At 35.7% G+C, this 21,535-nt stretch carries 21 protein-coding genes; 19 read left to right on the forward strand and 2 right to left on the reverse strand.

What is annotated here, in order from left to right:
- Positions 1-54 precede the first annotated feature (54 nt).
- Both DCS95_RS16810 and DCS95_RS16815 read left to right on the forward strand, forming a co-directional pair.
- Complete coding sequence (locus DCS95_RS16810) at positions 55-1,407, forward strand: hypothetical protein (protein ID WP_116771953.1); 1,353 nt, start codon at positions 55-57, stop codon at positions 1,405-1,407.
- Positions 1,408-2,250 carry an N-acetylmuramoyl-L-alanine amidase-like domain-containing protein gene (locus tag DCS95_RS16815; RefSeq protein ID WP_116771954.1) on the forward strand — a complete coding sequence of 281 codons (843 nt, stop codon included), beginning with the start codon at positions 1,408-1,410 and terminating at the stop codon, positions 2,248-2,250.
- A 3-nt stretch (positions 2,251-2,253) separates the two neighbouring features.
- Here DCS95_RS16815 and DCS95_RS16820 read toward each other — a convergent pair whose 3' ends face one another.
- Positions 2,254-3,144 carry a helix-turn-helix transcriptional regulator gene (locus DCS95_RS16820; protein WP_116771955.1) on the reverse strand — a complete coding sequence of 297 codons (891 nt, stop codon included), beginning with the start codon at positions 3,142-3,144 and terminating at the stop codon, positions 2,254-2,256.
- 192 nt (positions 3,145-3,336) lie between these two features.
- Here DCS95_RS16820 and hemA point away from each other — a divergent pair, with 192 nt between their 5' ends.
- Genes hemA through DCS95_RS16860 form a run of 8 tightly spaced genes read left to right on the forward strand, consistent with a single transcriptional unit; the run spans position 3,337 to position 10,870 of the window.
- Positions 3,337-4,593, forward strand: a complete 1,257-nt coding sequence (gene hemA / locus DCS95_RS16825) for a glutamyl-tRNA reductase (protein ID WP_116771956.1) — start codon at positions 3,337-3,339, stop codon at positions 4,591-4,593.
- Complete coding sequence (hemC, locus tag DCS95_RS16830; protein WP_116771957.1) at positions 4,590-6,173, forward strand: hydroxymethylbilane synthase; 1,584 nt, start codon at positions 4,590-4,592, stop codon at positions 6,171-6,173. The genes hemA and hemC overlap by 4 nt, the downstream gene beginning before the upstream one ends.
- A gap of 47 nt (positions 6,174-6,220) precedes the next feature.
- The gene (locus DCS95_RS16835) at positions 6,221-6,577 is read left to right on the forward strand and encodes a four helix bundle protein (RefSeq protein ID WP_116771958.1); all 357 of its coding nucleotides are present in this window, start codon (positions 6,221-6,223) and stop codon (positions 6,575-6,577) included.
- A 37-nt stretch (positions 6,578-6,614) separates the two neighbouring features.
- The gene (gene hemE, locus DCS95_RS16840; RefSeq protein ID WP_116771959.1) at positions 6,615-7,646 is read left to right on the forward strand and encodes a uroporphyrinogen decarboxylase; all 1,032 of its coding nucleotides are present in this window, start codon (positions 6,615-6,617) and stop codon (positions 7,644-7,646) included.
- Between the two features lie 54 nt (positions 7,647-7,700).
- Positions 7,701-8,243, forward strand: a complete 543-nt coding sequence (locus DCS95_RS16845) for a GNAT family N-acetyltransferase (protein ID WP_116771960.1) — start codon at positions 7,701-7,703, stop codon at positions 8,241-8,243.
- Entirely contained in the window at positions 8,233-9,135 is a 903-nt protein-coding gene (gene hemF / locus DCS95_RS16850) for an oxygen-dependent coproporphyrinogen oxidase (RefSeq protein ID WP_116771961.1), read from the forward strand. The genes DCS95_RS16845 and hemF overlap by 11 nt, the downstream gene beginning before the upstream one ends.
- Positions 9,126-10,070, forward strand: a complete 945-nt coding sequence (locus DCS95_RS16855) for a DUF4421 family protein (protein ID WP_116771962.1) — start codon at positions 9,126-9,128, stop codon at positions 10,068-10,070. Before hemF ends, DCS95_RS16855 begins: the two co-directional genes overlap by 10 nt.
- 11 nt (positions 10,071-10,081) lie before the next feature.
- Positions 10,082-10,870 carry a PhzF family phenazine biosynthesis protein gene (locus tag DCS95_RS16860; RefSeq protein ID WP_116771963.1) on the forward strand — a complete coding sequence of 263 codons (789 nt, stop codon included), beginning with the start codon at positions 10,082-10,084 and terminating at the stop codon, positions 10,868-10,870.
- A gap of 1 nt (position 10,871) precedes the next feature.
- Here the strand turns inward: DCS95_RS16860 and DCS95_RS16865 are convergent, their stop codons facing one another.
- Positions 10,872-13,514, reverse strand: coding sequence for a DEAD/DEAH box helicase family protein (locus DCS95_RS16865; protein WP_116771964.1), 2,643 nt, complete (start codon positions 13,512-13,514; stop codon positions 10,872-10,874).
- A 158-nt stretch (positions 13,515-13,672) separates the two neighbouring features.
- On the opposite strand from DCS95_RS16865, the gene DCS95_RS20315 reads away from it, so the two are divergent.
- The 9 genes from DCS95_RS20315 to DCS95_RS16905 all read left to right on the forward strand — a co-directional run bounded on the left by DCS95_RS20315 (position 13,673) and on the right by DCS95_RS16905 (position 21,288).
- Positions 13,673-13,825, forward strand: coding sequence for a hypothetical protein (locus DCS95_RS20315; RefSeq protein ID WP_164674225.1), 153 nt, complete (start codon positions 13,673-13,675; stop codon positions 13,823-13,825).
- A gap of 16 nt (positions 13,826-13,841) precedes the next feature.
- A complete protein-coding gene (hemB, locus tag DCS95_RS16870) occupies positions 13,842-14,831 on the forward strand; it encodes a porphobilinogen synthase (RefSeq protein WP_116771965.1) in 990 nt (329 codons plus the stop codon).
- A 21-nt stretch (positions 14,832-14,852) separates the two neighbouring features.
- The gene (locus DCS95_RS16875; RefSeq protein ID WP_116771966.1) at positions 14,853-16,142 is read left to right on the forward strand and encodes a hypothetical protein; all 1,290 of its coding nucleotides are present in this window, start codon (positions 14,853-14,855) and stop codon (positions 16,140-16,142) included.
- 9 nt (positions 16,143-16,151) lie between these two features.
- Entirely contained in the window at positions 16,152-16,337 is a 186-nt protein-coding gene (locus DCS95_RS16880; RefSeq protein ID WP_116771967.1) for a hypothetical protein, read from the forward strand.
- Between the two features lie 64 nt (positions 16,338-16,401).
- On the forward strand, positions 16,402-17,745 hold the full coding sequence (locus DCS95_RS16885; protein WP_116771968.1) for a serine hydrolase domain-containing protein: 1,344 nt from the start codon (positions 16,402-16,404) through the stop codon (positions 17,743-17,745).
- Between the two features lie 37 nt (positions 17,746-17,782).
- Positions 17,783-18,907, forward strand: coding sequence for a CNNM domain-containing protein (locus DCS95_RS16890; protein ID WP_116771969.1), 1,125 nt, complete (start codon positions 17,783-17,785; stop codon positions 18,905-18,907).
- Positions 18,908-18,922: 15 nt separating this feature from the next.
- The gene (locus DCS95_RS16895; RefSeq protein WP_116771970.1) at positions 18,923-19,399 is read left to right on the forward strand and encodes a methylated-DNA--[protein]-cysteine S-methyltransferase; all 477 of its coding nucleotides are present in this window, start codon (positions 18,923-18,925) and stop codon (positions 19,397-19,399) included.
- A 400-nt stretch (positions 19,400-19,799) separates the two neighbouring features.
- On the forward strand, positions 19,800-20,696 hold the full coding sequence (locus tag DCS95_RS16900; RefSeq protein WP_116771971.1) for a nucleotidyltransferase domain-containing protein: 897 nt from the start codon (positions 19,800-19,802) through the stop codon (positions 20,694-20,696).
- A 163-nt stretch (positions 20,697-20,859) separates the two neighbouring features.
- Positions 20,860-21,288, forward strand: a complete 429-nt coding sequence (locus DCS95_RS16905; RefSeq protein WP_425269166.1) for a Cap15 family cyclic dinucleotide receptor domain-containing protein — start codon at positions 20,860-20,862, stop codon at positions 21,286-21,288.
- The last annotated feature ends 247 nt before the right edge of the window (positions 21,289-21,535 follow it).

The following is a 21,535-nucleotide window of genomic DNA, read 5'->3' on the forward strand; positions in this document are numbered from 1 at the left end:
ATATGGTAAAATATTAACTGTTTATAGTCGTTAATTATGTAGTAAATTTATGAAATGAAAGTTTTAAAATTCGTCTATTTAAGTATTATAATATTATTATTAATTAATTGTTCAAAAAACGAAGACACAAAGGAACCAATCATACAACCAGAAGTTATTGAAGCAGAAAAACCAGCCTCTCCTATAGAATTTATTGAAGAGGAAATATATTTAACAGTTAATATTGACACAAACAAAAATACTACTGACAGTGAAGATTGGCTAATTATTCACGATGACAATAACAATTTAGTTGATTATAAATCCTATGAGAGTGGAGACGAAATAACTTTCAGTGCTTATACCGATTCAATAACATCCTCATTGAGTATAACAAAATTTAGTCAAGTTATAGATTATGTAAATGATTTAAATGATGGGACAAGCCCACAGACCCGCTCTGAAGTAGGTAAAAGATATGAAATTGCAACAACTAACGGTCTTAAAAAAGGAGATATTTTTAATATCAACTCAAGTGTGTTAAATGAGCCCCAAAATCGAACTAAAATTGGCGAGTTCAATTTGACAATAGAAGACATTCCCCAAATTAAAAATTTAAATATCTCAACAAAAAATGGCACCATACCATATGGGTATTCAATTTCTGACAATGGCAATGAATTAATAGATTACAGTCAGAAGTTAGTACAATATCAAGGTGAAGAAGAATATTTAATCTCTATACTCGATGGAAATAACACTCATAAATATTTCACTTTTTCAAATCTAGAAAATCAAGATTTAATATTAAATTACTCAGAATTCAATTTATTTGACACTTATATTGAATTAGAAGTGCCAACAGATTCAAATTACCTAATAGATATAGGAGGATTTGATATTGATGAAAATTTAAATTTCTTTGGAGGGTACAAATTGCTAGATATCTCTCTATATAGTGATCAAATCGATGCAAATGTAATTTCATTTGGATATCTAAATAAATTTTCAAATTATCGCTCACGCATTATTTTAGAAACATCAAATTACAGATATTTAAAAACTCAATTTGGAAGTAAGTTGGATTTTTTAGAATTTCCAGATGACCCAAACTTCGTCATTATAAATGAATCTTCCATCCAAAATTTCGATTTTAGTACATCAAGCGACTATAAGTCTTATAAAAATACCTGGCGATATGTTGAAGGAAATTACCCATATGGTAATTATGTAATTACTTCATGGAGCGTAGAAACTCCTAAAAATAAAATAAAAACCGTGGGAGATATTCCCGTAGAGATATTGGAAAAATTCCCAAATATTAATCTTGACAAAATTGAACCTTATACTACTCACTTAAATTTAAGTGAAATAAACTATAATCAAACTTATCCAACATTCGATGGAATAATAATATACCATAACTAAATGCTTTCAAAATATATAATTGCATTATTGATTTTTACCAGTCAGAATTTGTTAGCCCAACAAATCACCTGCTCTCCAAAAGACAAAGCTGCAGTTGAAAACAAGCTAGTAGAAATCGATGGAATGTATGATGGCAATTTCGGTGAAACTATGGTGATCGTTGGTAAAACGTTTATGCAAACCCCATATGTTGCCAAAACCCTAGAAATTGGTGATACTGAAACTTTGGTGGTTAATCTACAAGGCTTGGACTGCACCACATTTGTTGAGAACGTGCTTGCTTTTTCCCTCCTACTCCGTCAGCAAGAAATGTCCTTTGACGCTTATTTAAAAAATCTTGAAATTATACGATATAAAAACGGCGAATTAGTTGGCTACGCTTCTCGTTTACATTACTTTTCTGAATGGATTGCCAACAATGCTGAAAAAGGGCTTCTTAAAGATATTACCGGTGAAATTGGTGGTACCGAAATCACCAAAAACATAGATTTTATGAGCACCCATAGAGACCTATATCCGTTTTTGACGGACGATACTAATAACTCAAAAATTAAGGCTTCAGAAAACTATCTGAACAATCAGGCTATTTGTGTACTTGCACAAGATAAGATTGCCGAAAACGAACATTTAATTCAATCTGGAGACATTATTGCTTTGGCCACTTCTATTAACGGCTTAGATGTCACCCATACGGGAATTGCCACTAGGGAAAAAGATGGTAGAATTCATTTACTCCACGCATCTACCGGATCTATGGAAGTAGAGGTATCAAAAAAGCCGCTAGCAGATTATCTTAAGAACATAAAAAGCAATACCGGTATAATGGTGGCAAGACCATTATAAAGATTAACTACTTGCTAATGCCAATAAATATTTCTTAGGTGTTGTATTATACTTTTTCTTAAACGCCGCAATAAAATGGCTAGACGTACTATACCCTATTCTTAGCCCAATTTCATTGACATTATACTGACCGGTTTCTAAAAGGCGCTTTGCATAATCCATCTTATGATCAAACAAAAAGCTGTAAACAGAATCACCGTAAATTTGTTTAAATCCTTCTTTTAATCGCTTTAAACTTAATCCCACTTCACTCGAAAGTTCAGCTAAAGTTGGTGGCTCAGCCATATTCGCCAAAATAATTTCTTTGGCTTTCTTTATCTTTTTAACATTCTCTTCATCTGCCAAATACGGGCATTGTTCAATATCTGCATTAGGACTTCTATTAAAGTACAAGGCTATCAATTCGTAAATCTTACCTTTTACATATAGCGATTTTATAGATGGATGCAGATTATAGTTTACAATCTGACTCAAAATAACAGCAATAGATGGTGAAAAAGGTTCTTGTGCATAATACTTTTTCTCCTTGTTATCTGAACTCAGAAACGGAATGTAATCTGCCTCTGCCGTAAATAACGAATGAAACTTTCTCAAGGTCATTACCACAGAAACCAATGATGATTTCGGGTTAAGATCTAAATTCAGCGGAAGGTCTAACTGCGTGTTATACAACAATAATGAGTTCTCTTCCTTAACATCCAAACTATAATTTCCTTGATTAAAATTATAAGTACCACTACCCTTTAAACAGAAGTGAAACTGTATAAATCGTTTATTGATTTCACGGTGGTACTGCGTTACCGTATCTTCTTCGTTCTGAAACTTTAGCACGTAAAATCCGTCTTCAATCAGAACTTCTTCGTATGACCCTTGAGCGTTACTTTTTATGTCCATTTTCTTAAATCGATTTTTTATCTATTTAGAAAGCATCTAAATAAAATGTTGTCCATTCGCTGAAACCTCCATAAAATTATGGTTAATAAACTGATATTTGTCATATTTTGTCCAAAAATTCGGCAGACGACATTAATTGTACCTCTAGCGTTGTTTTTATTGAATGTATGCACATATTTTTGTACCCGCTTTATGAAGGACTATCACATTTCTAAACACGACTCCTTTTATACCATCGGACTTAACTACAAAAAGGCCGATGCTGAAGCTCGTGGTAAATTTAGTTTAGACGAAGTAGCGGTAAACAAATTACTTGTAGAAGCTAAAAATCAAGGCATTGATGGTTTGCTAGCTACCTCTACCTGTAACCGCACAGAGTTACACGGTTTTGCAAAACATCCTTTTCAACTCATAAAATTATTATGCGATCATTCTAACGGAACCGTTGAAGCGTTCCAAGAAGTGGCATATGTATATAAAAATAAAGAAGCTATCAATCACCTATTTCGCGTAGGAACAGGTTTGGACAGTCAAATATTGGGCGACTTTGAAATTATAAGTCAGTTAAAGCAAAGTTTTAAACGCTCAAAAGAATTGGGCATTGCAAATCCTTTTATAGAACGTCTTTGTAACAGTATCATTCAAGCAAGTAAGCGTATTAAGAACGAAACCGAAATTTCTTCTGGTGCAACTTCGGTAGCATTTGCATCTGTTCAATACATTTTGCGAAATGTAGAAAATGTATCTGAAAAGAACATTTTGCTGTTCGGAACTGGAAAAATTGGTCGTAATACGTGCGAAAATTTAATTAAGCACACCAAGAATCCACACATTACTTTAATCAATAGAACCAAGGGCAAAGCTGAGCAAATTGCAGGTAAGTTCAATCTAATGGTTAAAGATTATGGGGATCTACAATCAGAAATTAGAAAGTCCGATATTTTGGTGGTTGCCACTGGCGCACAAAAACCCACAATTACCAAAGAGCTGATCTATACCAATAAACCGTTATTGATTTTAGACCTATCGGTACCTAAGAACGTTGATGCTTCTGTTTCTGAAATGGACAATGTTACGGTAATTCATTTAGATCATTTGTCTCAAATGACCGATGAGACTTTAGAGCGTAGAAAGCAATTTATACCAGATGCCGAAGCTATAAACGAAGAGGTAAAACATGATTTTAACCAATGGTTAGAAACCAGAAAATTTGCTCCTGTCATTAAGGCTTTAAAGAAGAAATTAAAGACGATAAAGGATGAAGAATTAGACTACCAATCTAAAAAAACGGTAGATTTCAATCCGCATCAAGCCGATTTGGTAACGAATCGCATCATTCAAAAAATAACCAAACAATTTGCAAATCATCTTAAGGATGACTCGGTAGATTCCAATTCAAGTTTAGAATTTATCCAAAAAGTATTTCAATTAGAATTGGACGAAAAATGAGTAAAGTAATACGATTAGGCACACGCGATAGCGAGCTAGCGCTATGGCAGGCAAATACCGTAAAAGATCAACTACAAGCATTAGGCCATACTGTAAAATTAGTTCCGGTAAAATCTACCGGCGACTTAATTTTAGACAAGCCCCTTTATGAACTGGGCATAACCGGTGTTTTCACAAAAACCCTTGATGTTGCCATGATTAATGGCGATATCGATATTGCGGTACATTCCATGAAAGATGTACCCACAGCATTACCAAAAGGTATCGTTAAAGCCGCTGTTTTAAAACGTGGCAACTATATGGATATCATGGCGTTTAAAGACAATGAGGAGTTCTTAGGGTCACGCGACGCCGTTATTGCTACCGGTAGTTTACGCAGACAGGCGCAATGGCTCAACAGATACCCAACACATACCGTAGTAGATTTAAGAGGGAATGTAAATAGTCGTTTAGAAAAGTTGTACAACAACGAATGGAACGGTGCTATTTTTGCCGCTGCCGGTTTGGAACGTATTGGTTTGGAACCTGAAAACACGATCGGACTTACATGGATGTTACCCGCACCTGCGCAAGGGGCGATCATGGTTGTTGCTATGGAAGACAATGAAGAAGTTCGAGAAGCCTGCGCACAATTAAACCATGAAGAAACGGATACTTGTGTTACGCTTGAAAGAGAATTTCTTAGGGAATTGGAAGGTGGCTGTAGTGCACCTATTGGAGCACTAGCCTATATCAACAAAGAAAATATTGTAACGCTAAAAGGCGTATTGTTAAATGTTGATGGAAGTAAAAAACTGGAAACAGAGCTAACTGCACCACTGGGCAAACATCAAAATTTAGGTATTGACTGTGCCAAGACGATTTTAGCACGTGGTGGAAGACGTTTAATGACGGAATTGGCAAGTGCCGGTACCGAAATAAATATTTTTTCTACAAAAAAGCTTACACCACAACAGCAACTTAGCCTTAATTTATCCGTAAATGCCGATTCAGATGATTTCATAAAAATCAATTTTAATCGTATTTCACCTATTGTTCTTAAAAAGGAGCACAAGAATGTAGTCTTTACTAGCAAAAATGCAGTTGAAGCAGTATTGGCAAGTAGAGATGTGTCAGAATTGGATTTTGAGAATATCTATTGTGTTGGCAGAAAAACCAGACGGTTTATAAAGAATAAGTTTGGTAAAATAACGCATTATGAGAACAATGCTAAAGATTTGGCCAATCACCTAGTAGAATTCATAGACGGTACAGAGGTGACTTATTTTCATGGAAATCTAAGTTTAGAAGAATTGCCCACTATTTTAGAGGAAAACAATATTACGGTCAATGCTGTTGAAGCATATAGAACAAAATTATCTGGAAAGTCCATACCAGAATCTGTAAAAGGCATCATGTTCTTTAGTCCATCAAATGTTGAAAGTTATTTAAAAGAAAACTCAGCAGATAAGGTGGCGTATTGTATTGGAGAAACCACTGCAAAAGCAGCTAGAGAACATTTCACAGCAGTAAAAGTAGCCAAAATACCAACCGTAGAAAGTGTAATTGAATTGGTGAATGCGGATTATGAAGATCAATAAATTGCCTTTAGCTGTTGGCTGCTAGCCTTTGGCTTTTTTAATAAATTATGAGGGACTTTAAAAAGCTTGAAATATGGAAAAATGGAATCACCATAGTTAAGCATGTTTATAGTTTAGTTCAAAAGTTGCCAAGCGAAGAAAAATTCGGACTTAAAAGTCAACTTTCTAGAGCCGCAATATCAGTACCTTCAAATATTGCAGAAGGATGCAGCCGAAATAGTGAAGTTGAATTTAAACGATTTTTAGAGATTGCACTAGGCTCTCTTTTTGAAGTTGAAACTCAATTAATAATATCAGAAGAATTGAAATTTTTAGATAGTGACGAGTTGAAGACAATTTTAGAATTGATTTCAATAGAATCTAAAATGATTAATAGTCTAATTAGTAAAATAAAAAATAGCTAAAAGCCAAGGGCTAGTAGCTAAAAGCTATTACAAGAATATGAGCTTAAAAAACGACCTATTTCTAAAAGCATTAAAAGGTGAAACGGTAGAAAGACCTCCAGTATGGATGATGCGCCAAGCAGGTAGATATTTACCTGAATTCATGGCAATCAAAGAAAAATATGACTTCTTCACTAGATGTCAGACTCCAGAATTAGCATCAGAAATAACGGTGCAACCCATCCGAAGATACGGTATGGATGCCGCCATATTATTCAGCGATATACTAGTGATTCCGCAGGCAATGAATATTCATGTGGAAATGAAGCCGAATTTTGGTCCGTATCTACCTAATCCAATAAGAAATCAGAAAGATTTGGATAGCGTAATTGTACCAGATGTTCATGAGACATTAGGTTACGTTATGGACGCTATTAAAGCGACCAAAGAGAAACTGAACGACGAAGTCCCTTTAATAGGTTTTGCAGGTTCTCCATGGACCATTTTATGCTATTGTGTACAAGGTCAAGGAAGCAAAACATTTGATAAGGCTAAAGAATTATGCTTTACACAACCGGTCGTAGCTCATGAATTACTTCAGAAAATTACAGATACTACCATCGCGTACTTAAAAGCAAAAGTTGCTGCAGGTGTAAATGCCGTACAAGTGTTCGATTCTTGGGGAGGCATGTTATCACCAACGGATTATCAAGAATTCTCTTGGAAATATATTCAGCAAATTATTGATGCATTAAAGGACGAAGCTCCGGTAATTGTTTTTGGAAAAGGATGCTGGTTCGCCTTGGGCGATATGGCAAAATCAGGTGCATCTGCATTAGGTGTCGATTGGACTTGCTCTGCTAGAAATGCACGTTACTTAAGTGGTGGTAAAATTACCCTACAAGGTAACTTTGACCCTGCACGTTTGCTTTCACCACCAGCAGAGATTAAGAAAATGGTACACCAAATGATCAATGAATTTGGCAAGGACAGCTACGTTGTAAACCTAGGTCACGGTATTTTACCAAATGTGCCGGTTGAAAATGCAAAAGCGTTTATTGATGCGGTGAAAGAATACAAGCCAGCTTAAATTCCGTCGATTATTTCAGCATTCTTGTAGAATTTCCGAAATTACAGTAGCTATATGAATTCATTTCAACTACCAGATTTCGAAATAAATCCCATTTCAGAACGAGATGGGTGGCGGTTGTGCGACTTTGTCTGTGCAAATGCCGATCATATTAAAAGATATTTTCCAAAAACAGTAGCGGCAAATCTGAACCCAACTTTATCCAACATTTTTGTGTTGGAAAAAATAGCGGAATTCCTAGCAGGAAAAGAGTATTTGTTTACCCTAAAAGAACCGGAAAACAGAAAAATTATAGGGCTCATTTTTCTCAAGGAATTAAAAAAGGAAACTCAAGAAGCAGAAATAGCCTATTGCATTGCATACACCCATAAAAACAAAGGTTTTGCAACACTAGCCGTTAAAATGATTTCTGAATGGGGATTTAAACAGCAAGACATCAACCAACTTAGAATCATAGTACACAAATCTAACCCTAGCAGTATTAAGGTAGCAGAAAATTGTGGTTATATTTGGAAAGAAACACTTTTAAAAGAACATACCCCGCCTAACGAAGACCCGTTAGATATGGAACTTTACATCTTAGAAAATGAAAGATAAATTTTACGCTTACATACAACAACTTCAAGATACGATTACCTCTAAATTGGAAGAGGTAGACGGCAAAGCTACTTTTCAAGAAGATATTTGGAAACGCCCTGAAGGCGGCGGAGGTAGAACCCGAGTTATTGAAAACGGAGCAGTTTTTGAAAAAGGGGGCGTAAATATATCGGGCGTTCATGGGGAACTTCCCGAAAGTATGAAAGCTTATTTCAAGGTAAAGGAAGGGAACTTTTTTGCATGCGGACTCAGTTTGGTCTTACATCCAAAAAATCCTATGGTGCCCACCGTTCATGCCAATTGGCGTTATTTTGAATTGTACGGTAAAGATGGCGAAATTGTAGATCAGTGGTTTGGCGGCGGTCAAGATTTAACGCCGTACTACCTGTTTGACGAAGATGCCGTTCACTTTCACCAAGTATGTAAAACCGCTTGCGATAAACATCAACCCACATTTTATGACACCTACAAAAAAAGGTGTGATGAATACTTTTGGAACACCCACAGAAACGAGGCCAGAGGTGTTGGCGGACTCTTTTTTGATTATTGCAAAGCAACACCGGAAATGGACATGCCAGATTGGTACAACTTTGTTACCGAAGTAGGAAATAGCTTTCTGAACAGTTATGTACCGATTGTTACAAAAAGAAAAGACCTTGATTATACCAATGAACAAAGGGATTGGCAAGAGATAAGAAGAGGTAGGTATGTAGAATTTAATCTCGTTCACGACAAAGGCACTTTGTTCGGCTTAAAGACCAACGGGCGCATTGAAAGTATATTAATGAGCTTACCACCTCATGTGCAATGGCGTTATGATCACCAACCCGAAGAAGGCAGTGAAGAAGAGCGCTTATTGAATATTTTAAAAGCACCAAAAGAATGGGTATAAGAGTACTGCTTGTTTTGGGTATGTTTTGCTCAATTAGCCTTTGTACTGCTCAAAATTCACAATATAAAGAAGACTTTCCTGATAAAATTACGTTGAGACTGGCATTACAGACTACCTCAAATAATTTTACCCTTAGAGATAAGATTACACGTAATAAAACAGAGTTCATACCCAACGATAAAAGCTACCTGGGGCTTTCTATTCTATTTCGGTTTTTAGAGATTGATTTGGGGTATGCACCCAATTTCTTGTCCGAAAACAAGGATAATGGCGATTCTAAACTAATTACGTTCAATATTAGAACGTTTTTTAGGCAGTTCATGCAGACTGTAGATTATTACAAACAAAAAGGATTCTTTGTTCGTACCCAAGACATTACTTTGCCCGTAGATGACTTGAAAACCCTAAAAATAGGTGGCAGCTCTAGTTACATCTTCAATCCCGATTTTTCGTTTCGCGCTATCGGTTTCCAAAATGAATGGCAGACCCAGAGCGTGGGCAGTTTTATACCCAGTATCTCGTATTACTACACCAAGTTTAAATTAGAAGACCCGCTAATTGAAAATCAACTGGAAAAATCGTTTAAGGTGGCTCTAGGACCTGGTTACTATTATAATTGGGTTTTTGACGAGAACTACTTACTTTCTGCAGGAGCAACTGGTGGTTTAGGATTTAATTATTCAAGCACCGACGGAAAAAACTCATTTAATGGATTGGCACAACTAGTTTTTAGAATGACCGGTGGCTATAACTCCGAATCATTTTTTGGAGGTGTAAATATCAACACCCAATTACTGAGTCATACTTCCGATGAGAATTTTATTTTGGATGACTCCATCAGTTTTTTGGAATTTTACGTAGGATACCGATTTGACGCTCCTAAAAAATGGATCGCCAAAGCAGATGAGATAAGTCGTAAATTAGGGATTGAATAAATCTTAATGCCATGAAGCAAAAAATATATCAGATCGATGCCTTTACCAAAGAATTGTTTGGTGGCAATCCTGCTGCCGTTTGTATCCTAGAATCATGGTTAGATACCAATTTGATGCAAAAAATTGCAGCCGAAAATAATTTGGCTGAAACAGCATATGCCGTACAGAAAGATGACCATTATGAACTGCGTTGGTTTACACCAGAAATTGAAGTAGACCTTTGTGGTCATGCAACGCTGGCAACTGCCTTTGTGCTTTATAATTACTATGGTTTCAAAGAAAATACTCTACGGTTTATTTCGCCTAGAAGTGGTGAGCTCATTGTTGAAAAGAATGAAAAGGGAACATTGACCATGGACTTCCCTACAGATGAACTTAAAAAAGTATCTGAACAGACACTAATCACAGAAGCTATAGGCAAAAAACCTTTAGAGACCTACAAAGGAAAAACAGATTATATGCTGGTCTATGAAACGCAAATAGAAATTGAGGCTATGACTCCTAATTTTCATTTGCTAAATGAATTGGATTGTAGAGGGGTTATCGTTACCGCGAAAGGTAATACCGTTGATTTTGTATCACGCTTTTTTGCCCCACAATGCGGCATTCCGGAAGACCCTGTTACAGGTTCTGCACATACCACATTAACTCCTTATTGGTCGAAAAAATTGAATAAAAAGTCCCTATCAGCAAAACAACTGTCTGAACGTGGCGGTAATATTCAATGTGAGTACCTTGGTGATCGGGTAAAGATTTCAGGAAATGCCGTTTGCTATTTGATCGGGGAAATTGATATCTAAACTATTTCCAAGTAATGGACTTTTTTGCCACTGCCTCAAATTGATATTTGAGATGCGAAAACCTGGCTTTTAAAAGCACTTTTCGACCCTCAAGGGATCTTGTGAACTGAATTTTTGACCCATCTACATGAGTATTCCAGTATTTTTGAAAAAGTAAAGCTTCCTTTTTGTTTTTACCTATATCCGTTGGCACAACATAATAGCTTCTAATTTTTAGTTTACGCTTCCACCAATTACTATTGACCAATAGATACCTAGGGTTTTCTATAGGTGCAATGATTTCCTCCAAAAGAGATATAAATACATTACTATCATGCTGACTAGCATCCTTTAAATAAATGGAAAAAGTTCCTTTTATATGCTGTTCGGCATGTATTATGGCATTTTTTGATTCGAAATACGAAGTTTTATCATCTAACAAATAGGCTAACAGAGCCTTGCCAATTTTCTTTGTTTTCTTGTATTGATTGCCGAACAAAAAGTACAGTTTCAAGGCTTTAAATGTTTTTGGACCAAAACCAAGAATTAGGGCGGCACAAAATAAATAGATCACCTGTATAACCCCTTTGCCTATTACGGCGCCCATATTTTTAATCAAAAATTCAGGAACAAACATAGAAACTCCTAAGACGACCTCTAGCATTACATACTTCCCGGCATTTAAAGCATGTAGTTTCTTTGTTTTTGCAAAAGGTTGATCGCTAGCTGAAGGTATTTTCAGTTCTCTCACCAAAACATTTCCTTTTTCAATGGCATGATTCCATCTACTTTTAAATACAGATTTTTGCTGTGCCTGTTCAAGCATATCTGCGTTAATCGCTTCTAAATCGGTAGTTTCTGACCATTCCAAAGGCAATACCAATCGGTCTATTCCGTTAGAAATGTAAATTTCATCACGAAGAGAGACACCTGTAAAAGCTTCAAAACGTTGCTGCAGTTTTTCCATGTCCTTACCACCATCGGTAGCCGTTGGATCTAAACAAGCCAAGTGCCAAATGGTTCCTGTTTTATCAGGATTGTTGGCATCTACCCGAATGGCACGCCCTCGCATTTGATTGGAAGAAACAAAAGAACCCACATAAGAAGCCAAAACTAAAGTGTTGATACAAGGAGCATCCCACCCCTCACCAAGAAATGCCTTGGTTCCGATCAGGGTTTTTATCACTCCGTCTTCAAACAATTGTGTAATAGATTCCGCTATCTTGTTTTTAAGCGCATCGGGCACATGAATAAATAAATATCCCAGGGACCCCTCAACAGGATGTACCTGTAATTTTTCAACACTCAGAAGCTGTTTAAATTTGAGTAAAGCGTTTTCATGCACTATAACCATTGAACCGGTTAACACACCTAACTTTTCATCATTGGTCTGTTTAGCCAAAATGTATTTGAAAATGGGAACAACTCCAAGCTTGTTTACTATTTTAGTATCGCTTCCTTCAAAATCTAAAAACTCCTTTCGGATAAAATCAGCCAAAATTACCGTTCTACTGTCAGCACCAAGATTTGCATCCGTGCTTTTTACAATTTGATAAATACTCTCCAGTTTGCTAGGGCTATTTGACAGATTTCGGTACAAGACCTCATCACCAACGAAATTGACCCGTTTGTGCTCTAGTACTCCTATTCGTTTCAACTCCTTTTCCAAAGGCATTAAAATATCCTCAAATGCCATAAAAGTTTCGCGTTGATCCACTAACAGATTTTGCAATAATGCTTCAGACCATTCATACGTAAAACTAGGGAAGCTTACGTCGTTGGTAGAAAAGCCAAGTATCTTTAAATTCTGTTCATTTACGGCATAGCCACAAGAATTCAGGTAAATAATAATTGAAGAGAAAAATGTAGGGTGTTGATAGATATAATCTAACGATTCATTAGGGTTCACGTAGAAATCTTGCGTAATCAATTTTTCTTGCAAGCCCTTATTGGCAATAAGATTTTTGGTGAAATTTAATATCTGCTCCCTGTAGTTAACGATATACTTGATCTGGGCTTCTTCTGGTTTTGAGAAGTAGACAAAGTCTTGATGCGGACAAAGATCTCCATTCTTTATAAGGTCCGGTACCGCTATTTCATCATCTATAGGTCCGCATAAACTAAAATAACGGTTGATTTCAGTAGTAGAACTGTCGTATGGCGGTGTAGCGGTCAGCGAAACAACAGTAAGACCTTCAATCTCCTTTAAATGGTACAAACAATGCCACCATTCATTTTTAAGGTGATGCGCCTCATCTAAAACCAAGGTCTGTATACCATGCGATTGTATAAACTCGACCAACCTTTCTTTCCCCTTATCATCGAAAGATTTCGTTAAAGCGTATAACGACTGATATGTTGAGAAAGTAATGACATCGGGATTTTTAATCTCAAGGGATAAAAACTCAAAATCATGCTTTGCGGTAAAATATTCCAATAACCTAGATCGCCATTGATTTCGTATGGTCAATGTTGGTGCCAATACCAAGGTGGGCTTACCTATTCGGGTTAAAATTTCTAAGCCTAATATTGTTTTTCCAGAACCAGGCGGTGCAATAACGTGTAAGTGCCCATCTTTAATATGCTCTTGAAAACCATCTAAAAACTTCTGTTGATAGGTTCTCCAGGTATATTTGAACTTTAAGAGGTCACTTAGTTTTTGCATCCAAAATCATTTAGCGGCTAAGCCCATAAAAATAAGTAATAACGGCTGTAGCTATTCTTCAAATTCCCCTATTTTTGTAAAACTTCAAAAGATGTACGTTTTATTGCATTACAATTAAGAGATTAAAGCAATAAAAGTTCGAATTTAAATATTCAGGTATGGCAAAAAAAGGCAAGGCTAAAAACACATTGAACAAAGCAAAGCATGCCAAGCTTATGGATAGAAAGAAGAACAAATTGAAAAAAGAAGCTGCCCTTAGAAAAGAACGTCTCAAAAGCATCATCAAAAAAAGTCAAGAATCTAAGAACTAAAAATAAATATAGCATTATGTACCCACTTATACGCCCAAGAAGATTACGAAGCAATGAAGCCATTAGAAGTTTGGTTCGTGAAACCATTATTTCACCAAACGATTTTTTAGTACCGTTATTCGTTGTTGAGGGCAAAGGAATTATTGAAGAAATACCGTCTATGCCAAATTACTACCGTCTTAGTCTAGATAATTTGACCAAAGAGGTCAAAGAACTATGGAACATGGGCTTGCGATCGGTTTTACTTTTTGTGAAGGTGCCCGATAATTTAAAAGACAACAAAGGTTCTGAAGCGCTGAATGAAAACGGATTAATGCAACTGGCCATTAAAACAGTAAAAAATGCGTGTCCGGATATGTTGGTGATGACAGATGTTGCCCTTGACCCCTACTCTTCTTACGGTCATGATGGTATTGTTGCGGACGGAGAAATTCTGAATGACGAAAGTGTAGAGGTGTTAACCGAAATGAGCGTATCTCACGCAAAGGCAGGAGCCGATTTTGTGGCACCTAGTGATATGATGGACGGTCGTATTCTCAGCATTCGTGAAGCTTTGGAAGATGAGGGCTATTTAAACACCGGTATTATGGCCTACAGTGCAAAATATGCCAGTGCTTTTTACGGTCCGTTTAGAGATGCTTTAGATTCCGCTCCCGTAGATATCAAAAATGTGCCTAAGGATAAAAAGAGCTACCAAATGGATTATGCGAACCGATTTGAAGCCATTCGTGAAACCCAAATGGATATTGACGAAGGTGCGGATATCGTGATGGTAAAACCAGGTTTGTGTTATTTGGATATTGTTCGTGAAATAAAAAATGAAGTTGATGTACCAGTTGCAGTTTATCAAGTTTCTGGGGAATATGCCATGGTAAAAGCTGCAGCTGAAAAAGGTTGGCTAGATCATGATGCCGTAATGATGGAACAATTAACTGCAATTAAAAGAGCGGGTGCGAATATTATAGCCAGTTACTTTGCCAAAGATGCTGTTAAATATATTTCTTAAATTGCTTAAAAGTAAATAAATATGACTGCCGTAATAGGAATTTTAAATAAAAATGCAGTTGCAATAGCAGCCGATTCAGCGGTAACGGTATCTGGTAGCAATGGTAGAAAAATTTATAATACCGCAAATAAGATATTTACATTATCTAAATTTCATCCTGTTTCGATAATAATTTATAATTCTGCAAATTTTATTACAACACCTTGGGAGATAATTATTAAAATTTATCGAAACGAATTAAAAAGAAAGTCATTTAAGTGTCTTAAGGACTATTCTGACCATTTTTTCAAGTTCCTAAAAACAAAAGATTTTTTTTCATCACCTGAAACTATTAGACATTTTAACCAATCATATATTTATTCTGCATTTGAAGATTTTAAACAAATGTCGGTTTCAATTTCGATAGATAACGAAGAAATTGATTTAATAACACTTACAAAAAAGGAAAGAATTGAATTGTTTCAAGATAATTTAATAAAGATTTTAAATACAGAGATAGAAAATATAAAACGAGAGGAAGAATTAGATGATTTTAAAGCATTAACAAAAAAAAGATTTATTGAATTACTCAAAGATGATATAAATGAAATAATAGAAAATGAATTTCCGGAGTTTGACACTAAAACAATTAGATCTAAATTTTTAGAAATGCTATTTAGGTATTATAAGAGTAAATCATTTAGAGGTCAGTGGTCTGGACTTGTTTTTGCAGGTTATGGAGATGATGATTTGTATCCAACTACTATTTCTACCAAAATATCAAATGTTTTTGATGAAAAAGTTAGATTTCATACTGAACAGGTCGAAACTATAAGTGATGCAAATAATGGGTCTATAATGCCTTTTGCACAAAGGGATGTGATAGATACTCTAATAACAGGTATAAGTCCTGAGATAAATGAAACACTATTTTCAACATTTAACAAGTTTTTAAACGGTTATAATGAACATTTAATTAATTTAATAGAAAAAGATAATAATGAACTTGCAAAACAACTCCGTCAAATAGATATTAACGGTATTTGTTCACAATTTATTGATGATGTAAATTATGTCAAAGAAATTAAACATATTCGACCAACTGTAAACACTGTATCTGTCCTTTCCAAAGAAGATCTTGCAGAAATGGCAGAAAGTTTGATATATTTGACCTATTTAAAACGAAGAATTAGTTCAGATGAAGAATCAGTTGGTGGACCTGTAGATGTTGCTTTAATTTCAAAAGGTGACGGTTTTATATGGATAAAAAGAAAACATTATTTTGAAGAAAAGCATAATCCTAGGTTCAATGCAAACTATTTTAACCCTTAAATAATATATATGTTTCTCAAAGACAGACATAAAATAAAGTATGATGATTTAACATCAACATTCTTAAAAGAACTTTCGGTGAAAAATGAAACATCTCCAAAAGAGATAATTAGATTTGAATCAGAATCTGATGAAATAGCTGAAATTATATCTAAAAATTTATTAGATAAAATTCAAAAGACACTTGCTCTTTAATTTAGATTTACATAAAACTATCTAAACCGTTTAACTAAAGTTAAACGGTTTTTTATTTAATTACATGTATAGATTAAATTGGTTATTAATAAGTTTATTTTACGCTGTTGGCTTTGCACAGGTTGAGCGCACTACACCCTTGTTGCTTCCGGTAGGTTCTAGCTTACAAGTAGCCTCTTTGGCAGCTTATGAATTGGATTCTATCGCTATTTACAGCAAAGTAGACAGTATTATAACAAATGGTATAAAAAACAATGCCTTCCCAGGTGCTCAAATTTTAATCGCCAAAGAAGGAAACATCATTTTTCATAACGCCTACGGATTTCATACTTACGATAGCATTCAGCCTGTAGCATTAAATGATATGTACGATTTGGCATCGGTCACCAAAATTTTGGGTCCGCTGCCTGCCATTATGAAATTGGTAGATGAAGGCAAGTTGAATCTAGACCTGCCTTTTAGCACCTATTGGAAACCTTGGAGAAGACAAAAAGATAAAGCAAGTATTACACTTCGCGAAATTTTAGCCCATCAAGCAGGTTTAGAACCCTACATTGTTTTCTTGAGCAAAACCTTAAAAAATAACGGTCGGTTTAAAAAAAGGTTTATCCGTAGCACTTCAAACAAACGATTTACTAACGAAGCTTTTGACGGTATATATGTCAAAAACAGGTTCCATAGAAAAATGTACCGCATCATTAATCGGTCTGAAGTTTCTGAGGAGAAAAAATACAAATACTCCGGTTTGTCCTTCCTCATTTTCCCTGAGTTGATTACGCAATTAACAGGGATGCCCTATGCCGAGTATATGCAGGAGAATTTTTATAAACCACTTGGTATAAAAACCTTCGGTTTTCTTCCGAGTACTAAAAATTTCAGCAATAAAATTGTTCCGACAGAGGTCGACACCATCTATAGGCACACTTTAACCCAAGGCTGGGTACATGATGAAAATGCATCGTTGTTAGGCGGTATTTCGGGTAATGCCGGGTTGTTCGGTACAGCGCAAGATTTGGCGATTATATTGCAAATGTATGTTCAAGGCGGCATTTTTAATGGTAATCGATATATATCTGAGAACACCATAAAGGAATTTACACGGGTTCAATATCCTGAAAATGATAATAGAAGAGGTTTAGGTTTTGACAAGCCTTACCTGGGCAATGCGCAATTTACATTGGCGAATGCTTATCCGGCACCAGAAGTAGGTGCATCAAGTTTTGGTCATAGTGGCTTTACGGGCACTTTTGTTTGGGCAGATCCAGAACAGCAATTAGTATATATTTTTCTATCCAACAGGGTATATCCCACCCGCGAAAATCGTAATATTTACGACCTGAACATCAGACCTGCCATTCAACAAATATTTTATAGCGCATTTGATAGATCAAAACAGCACAATCATTAGTATATTTATCAATATCTTAGATTTTTAAAACAACCCTATGGGACTACTTATATTTTACGCATTCATTTCTATTTTCTTCTCTTTTCTGTGTTCTATTCTAGAAGCGGTATTATTGAGTATCACGCCCACATTCATCAATGTAAAAATGAAAGAGGGCAAATCATATGCAACTACCTTAGAAGCACTTAAGAAAGATGTAGACCAACCCTTGATCGCTATTTTGACCATAAATACCATTGCCCATACCGTTGGTGCCATATTGGTAGGTGTGCAGGCGAAAGCTGCTTATGCAGAACTTTACGGTAGCGAAACCAGTTCTATTTTCGGTATCGAGTTTACCGAAGATTTAATGGTTGGGGTAGTTTCAACGATTATGACGATTCTTATTTTGGTCGCTTCAGAAATTATACCGAAAACCATTGGTGCTACGTACTGGAAACAATTAGCGAATTTCTCTACAAAAGCACTAAATATTATGGTTTTGGGCTTAAAATATACGGGATTGCTATGGTTACTGCGCCTTTTTACGAAAATGGTAGGTGGTGGCAAACACCATGGTAGCGTATTAAGCAGAGAAGATTTTCATGCCATGACCGATATGGCACACGAAGAAGGAGTGTTCGAAAAATCGGAATCTACCATCATCAAAAACTTATTAAAGTTCGATGAAGTTTTGGTCAAGGATATCATGACACCAAGAGCGGTGATGAAAATTGCATCGGAAGAGAAAACAATAGCAGATTTCTTTGATGATAACCCAAAGCTACGTTTCTCTAGAATACCAGTGTATACCGAAAAAATGGACAACATTACCGGTTTTGTACTTAAGGACAACGTTCTTGAAGAGATGATCAATAAAAATGGGGAGATACCGTTAAAAGAGATCAAACGAGAAATACTGGTAACACGTAGAAGTACGCCGATCCCAACCTTGTTTGAAATATTCATTCAGAAACGTGAAGCAATTGCTCTTGTGGTCGATGAATATGGTTCTGTTAGTGGTTTAGTAACGATGGAAGATGTCATTGAAACACTATTAGGACTCGAAATCATGGATGAGAGCGATAATATTGCCGATTTACAGAGTCTTGCCCGTAAAAATTGGGAAACACGCGCAAAAGCTACCGGAGTTATAGAAAAACCTACTTCACCAGACGAATAATCAGTAGTACATATCATGGACGATGTTGCTTACATTAAAACCCCTTTAGGCGTTGCCAAAATTATAGGCAATGCTGACGGATTGTCCGCCATTACCGTACTCAACTCAGATGAACCTTTAACCGATGTGATACCGGAATCTTTGGAAGATGCCGTATACCAGCTCAACGAATATTTTGAAGGTAAACGAACCGAGTTCAGCCTAACATTAAACCCAGAAGGAACCGAGTTTCAGAAAAAGGTTTGGACGGAACTACAGAACATTCCGTATGGCAAATCAAAATCATATTTAGAACTTGCAAAATTATTAGGTGACCCCAATGCAACAAGGGCTGCCGCATCGGCAAATGCAAGAAATCCGTTGTGGATCGTAGTGCCTTGCCACCGAGTGATCGGATCCGATGGCTCACTTACCGGTTACGCTGGCGGATTGCATAGAAAACAGTGGTTATTAAACCATGAAAGCCCCGTAAAACAGCAAAGTTTGTTCTAAAAGTACACCCCAAACCTCGCAAAAAACAAACCACTTGGTTTGTTAGCAATAAAGAATGCCCGCTAAACTACGTACGCTTTGCATTTTGTCGATACTATTACGATTGCCGTCGTTTCTTTCAGCAAATTACAACCTATTCTACGTTCAAAAAACCGACTACTTGGTCGGTTCGTTATTTTAATGGCATTTCGCTTCTAATTTCTATAACTGACTCATTACTATGATAAAATTTATAGCCTTTATGGTTTTCCGTAATGGAGATTGAGGTGAATATTGTAGGTTTATTCTTTAATAATATATTAGTGAGGAGAAAAACAATTGTACATATTCCGCTATATTGGAGAATATGTGCAATTGTACACATATACAATAGTTAGGCAACATTTGAATAAAAAACCCAATGGCAAAATTTACCGAACAAACTTTAACGAATTGGACAAAGCCACCAAGTAATTCTGAACAAGATAAACTTGAACGCTCTGAAAGAATGGTAAGAGACGCTATTAGTTCGGATGAAAAACTTAAAACTAAATCTACCGAAACTTTTGGTCAAGGTTCTTATGCAAATAAAACTAACGTAAGATTAAATAGCGACATAGACATTAATGTAAGATATACAGGTGGCTTTATGTTCAATTTACCACCAAGTACGGAAGAAAAAGATTTTGGTTTAGACAAGTTATCCAACTCTACTTATTCTTATTCAGAATTCAAGAACGATGTAGAAAACGCACTTGTTGCAAAATTTGGAAGAAGCGATGTAATTCGAAAAGACAAGTGTATAACTATAATTGGTAATACAAGCAGAATAGAGACAGATGTTGTTCCTACTTGGAATTACCGCAGATATTCTAAAGATGGAAGTTATGTGCTTGGTGCTAAATTTTGGTCAGACTCTTCAAAAGCCGTTATTAACTATCCAAAACAACATATTGAAAATGGAATCGCCAAAAACAGCAACACTTATCGAAGGTTCAAAAGGTTAACGCGTTTGCATAGAAAGCTTCGATATAAAATGCTCGAAGATGGAGAAACGGTAAGTGACAATATCACCTCATTTCTATTAGAATGTTTAGTTTGGAATGTTCCAAATAGAATAATGAATAATTATGATACTTGGACTGAAAGATTAAGGCAATCAATCATCTATCTACACGAGAACACAAAAGAAGATGATAGTTGTAATGAATGGGGAGAAGTTTCGGAATTGCTTTATCTGATTAGACCGAGTAGAAAATGGTCAAGAAAGGATATTAATGAATATATGGTTCAACTGTGGAATTATTTAGAGTTTTAAAATGGTAAAACACAACATTAGAATATTTGCATTTGCGATAATTGGATTAGCTTTCTTCGTCTACGCCATAATTTTTCTTATAACTCAAAATCTGGATAGTATTGATTTTCATAAAGCACTAACTCATATTTCCACTACAATATCTATAAATATAATTCTTTGGATGATTTTTATTTTTTGGGCTTGGAAATGGAAAGTGTTTTATCCTTGGTTGGTGCAAACACCAGATTTGTCAGGAAAATGGAAAGGAAAGATTAAGTCAAATTTTGACAAAGGGAATTCTAAACCAATCTCAACTGAAATTGATATTAAACAGGACTTTTTCAACATTATCGTAAAAATCAAAACTGATGAAAGTTCAAGTCACAGTATTAGTTCTTCATTTAATATTGATAAGGATAGAGGTTATCAACAACTCTTCTATTCATATCTGAATACACCTAAAGCGGGAATTAGAGATAGAAGTGCCATACATTATGGTTCGGTATTACTTAATTTCGATGGATATAAAGTTTCCAAAATGTCTGGAGAATACTGGACTTCGAGAGAAACTACTGGTGAAATTGAACTGAAAAGAAAAAAAGATAAATAAAAACGTTGCCTAACAATGGCTATAAGTAATTGCTTGTTCTCGTCTACTTCTGAAAATCCTCGCGGATTTTCAGTTTCGTGTGTACTTGCAAAGTTTAACGCTAAACCACGCAACTACTCATAGGTACTGTGTCAAAAAACAAGTTTTTTCTTTAATAATTTAGGAAACAGATTGATTTATCAAACTGTTATCCCGCGCAGCAAGGGCTTCATGCTTTTGCTGCTTTTTTATTTCAAATTCAGCATCA

Source organism: Maribacter litoralis, from assembly GCF_003075045.1.
Classification (GTDB): domain Bacteria; phylum Bacteroidota; class Bacteroidia; order Flavobacteriales; family Flavobacteriaceae; genus Maribacter; species Maribacter litoralis.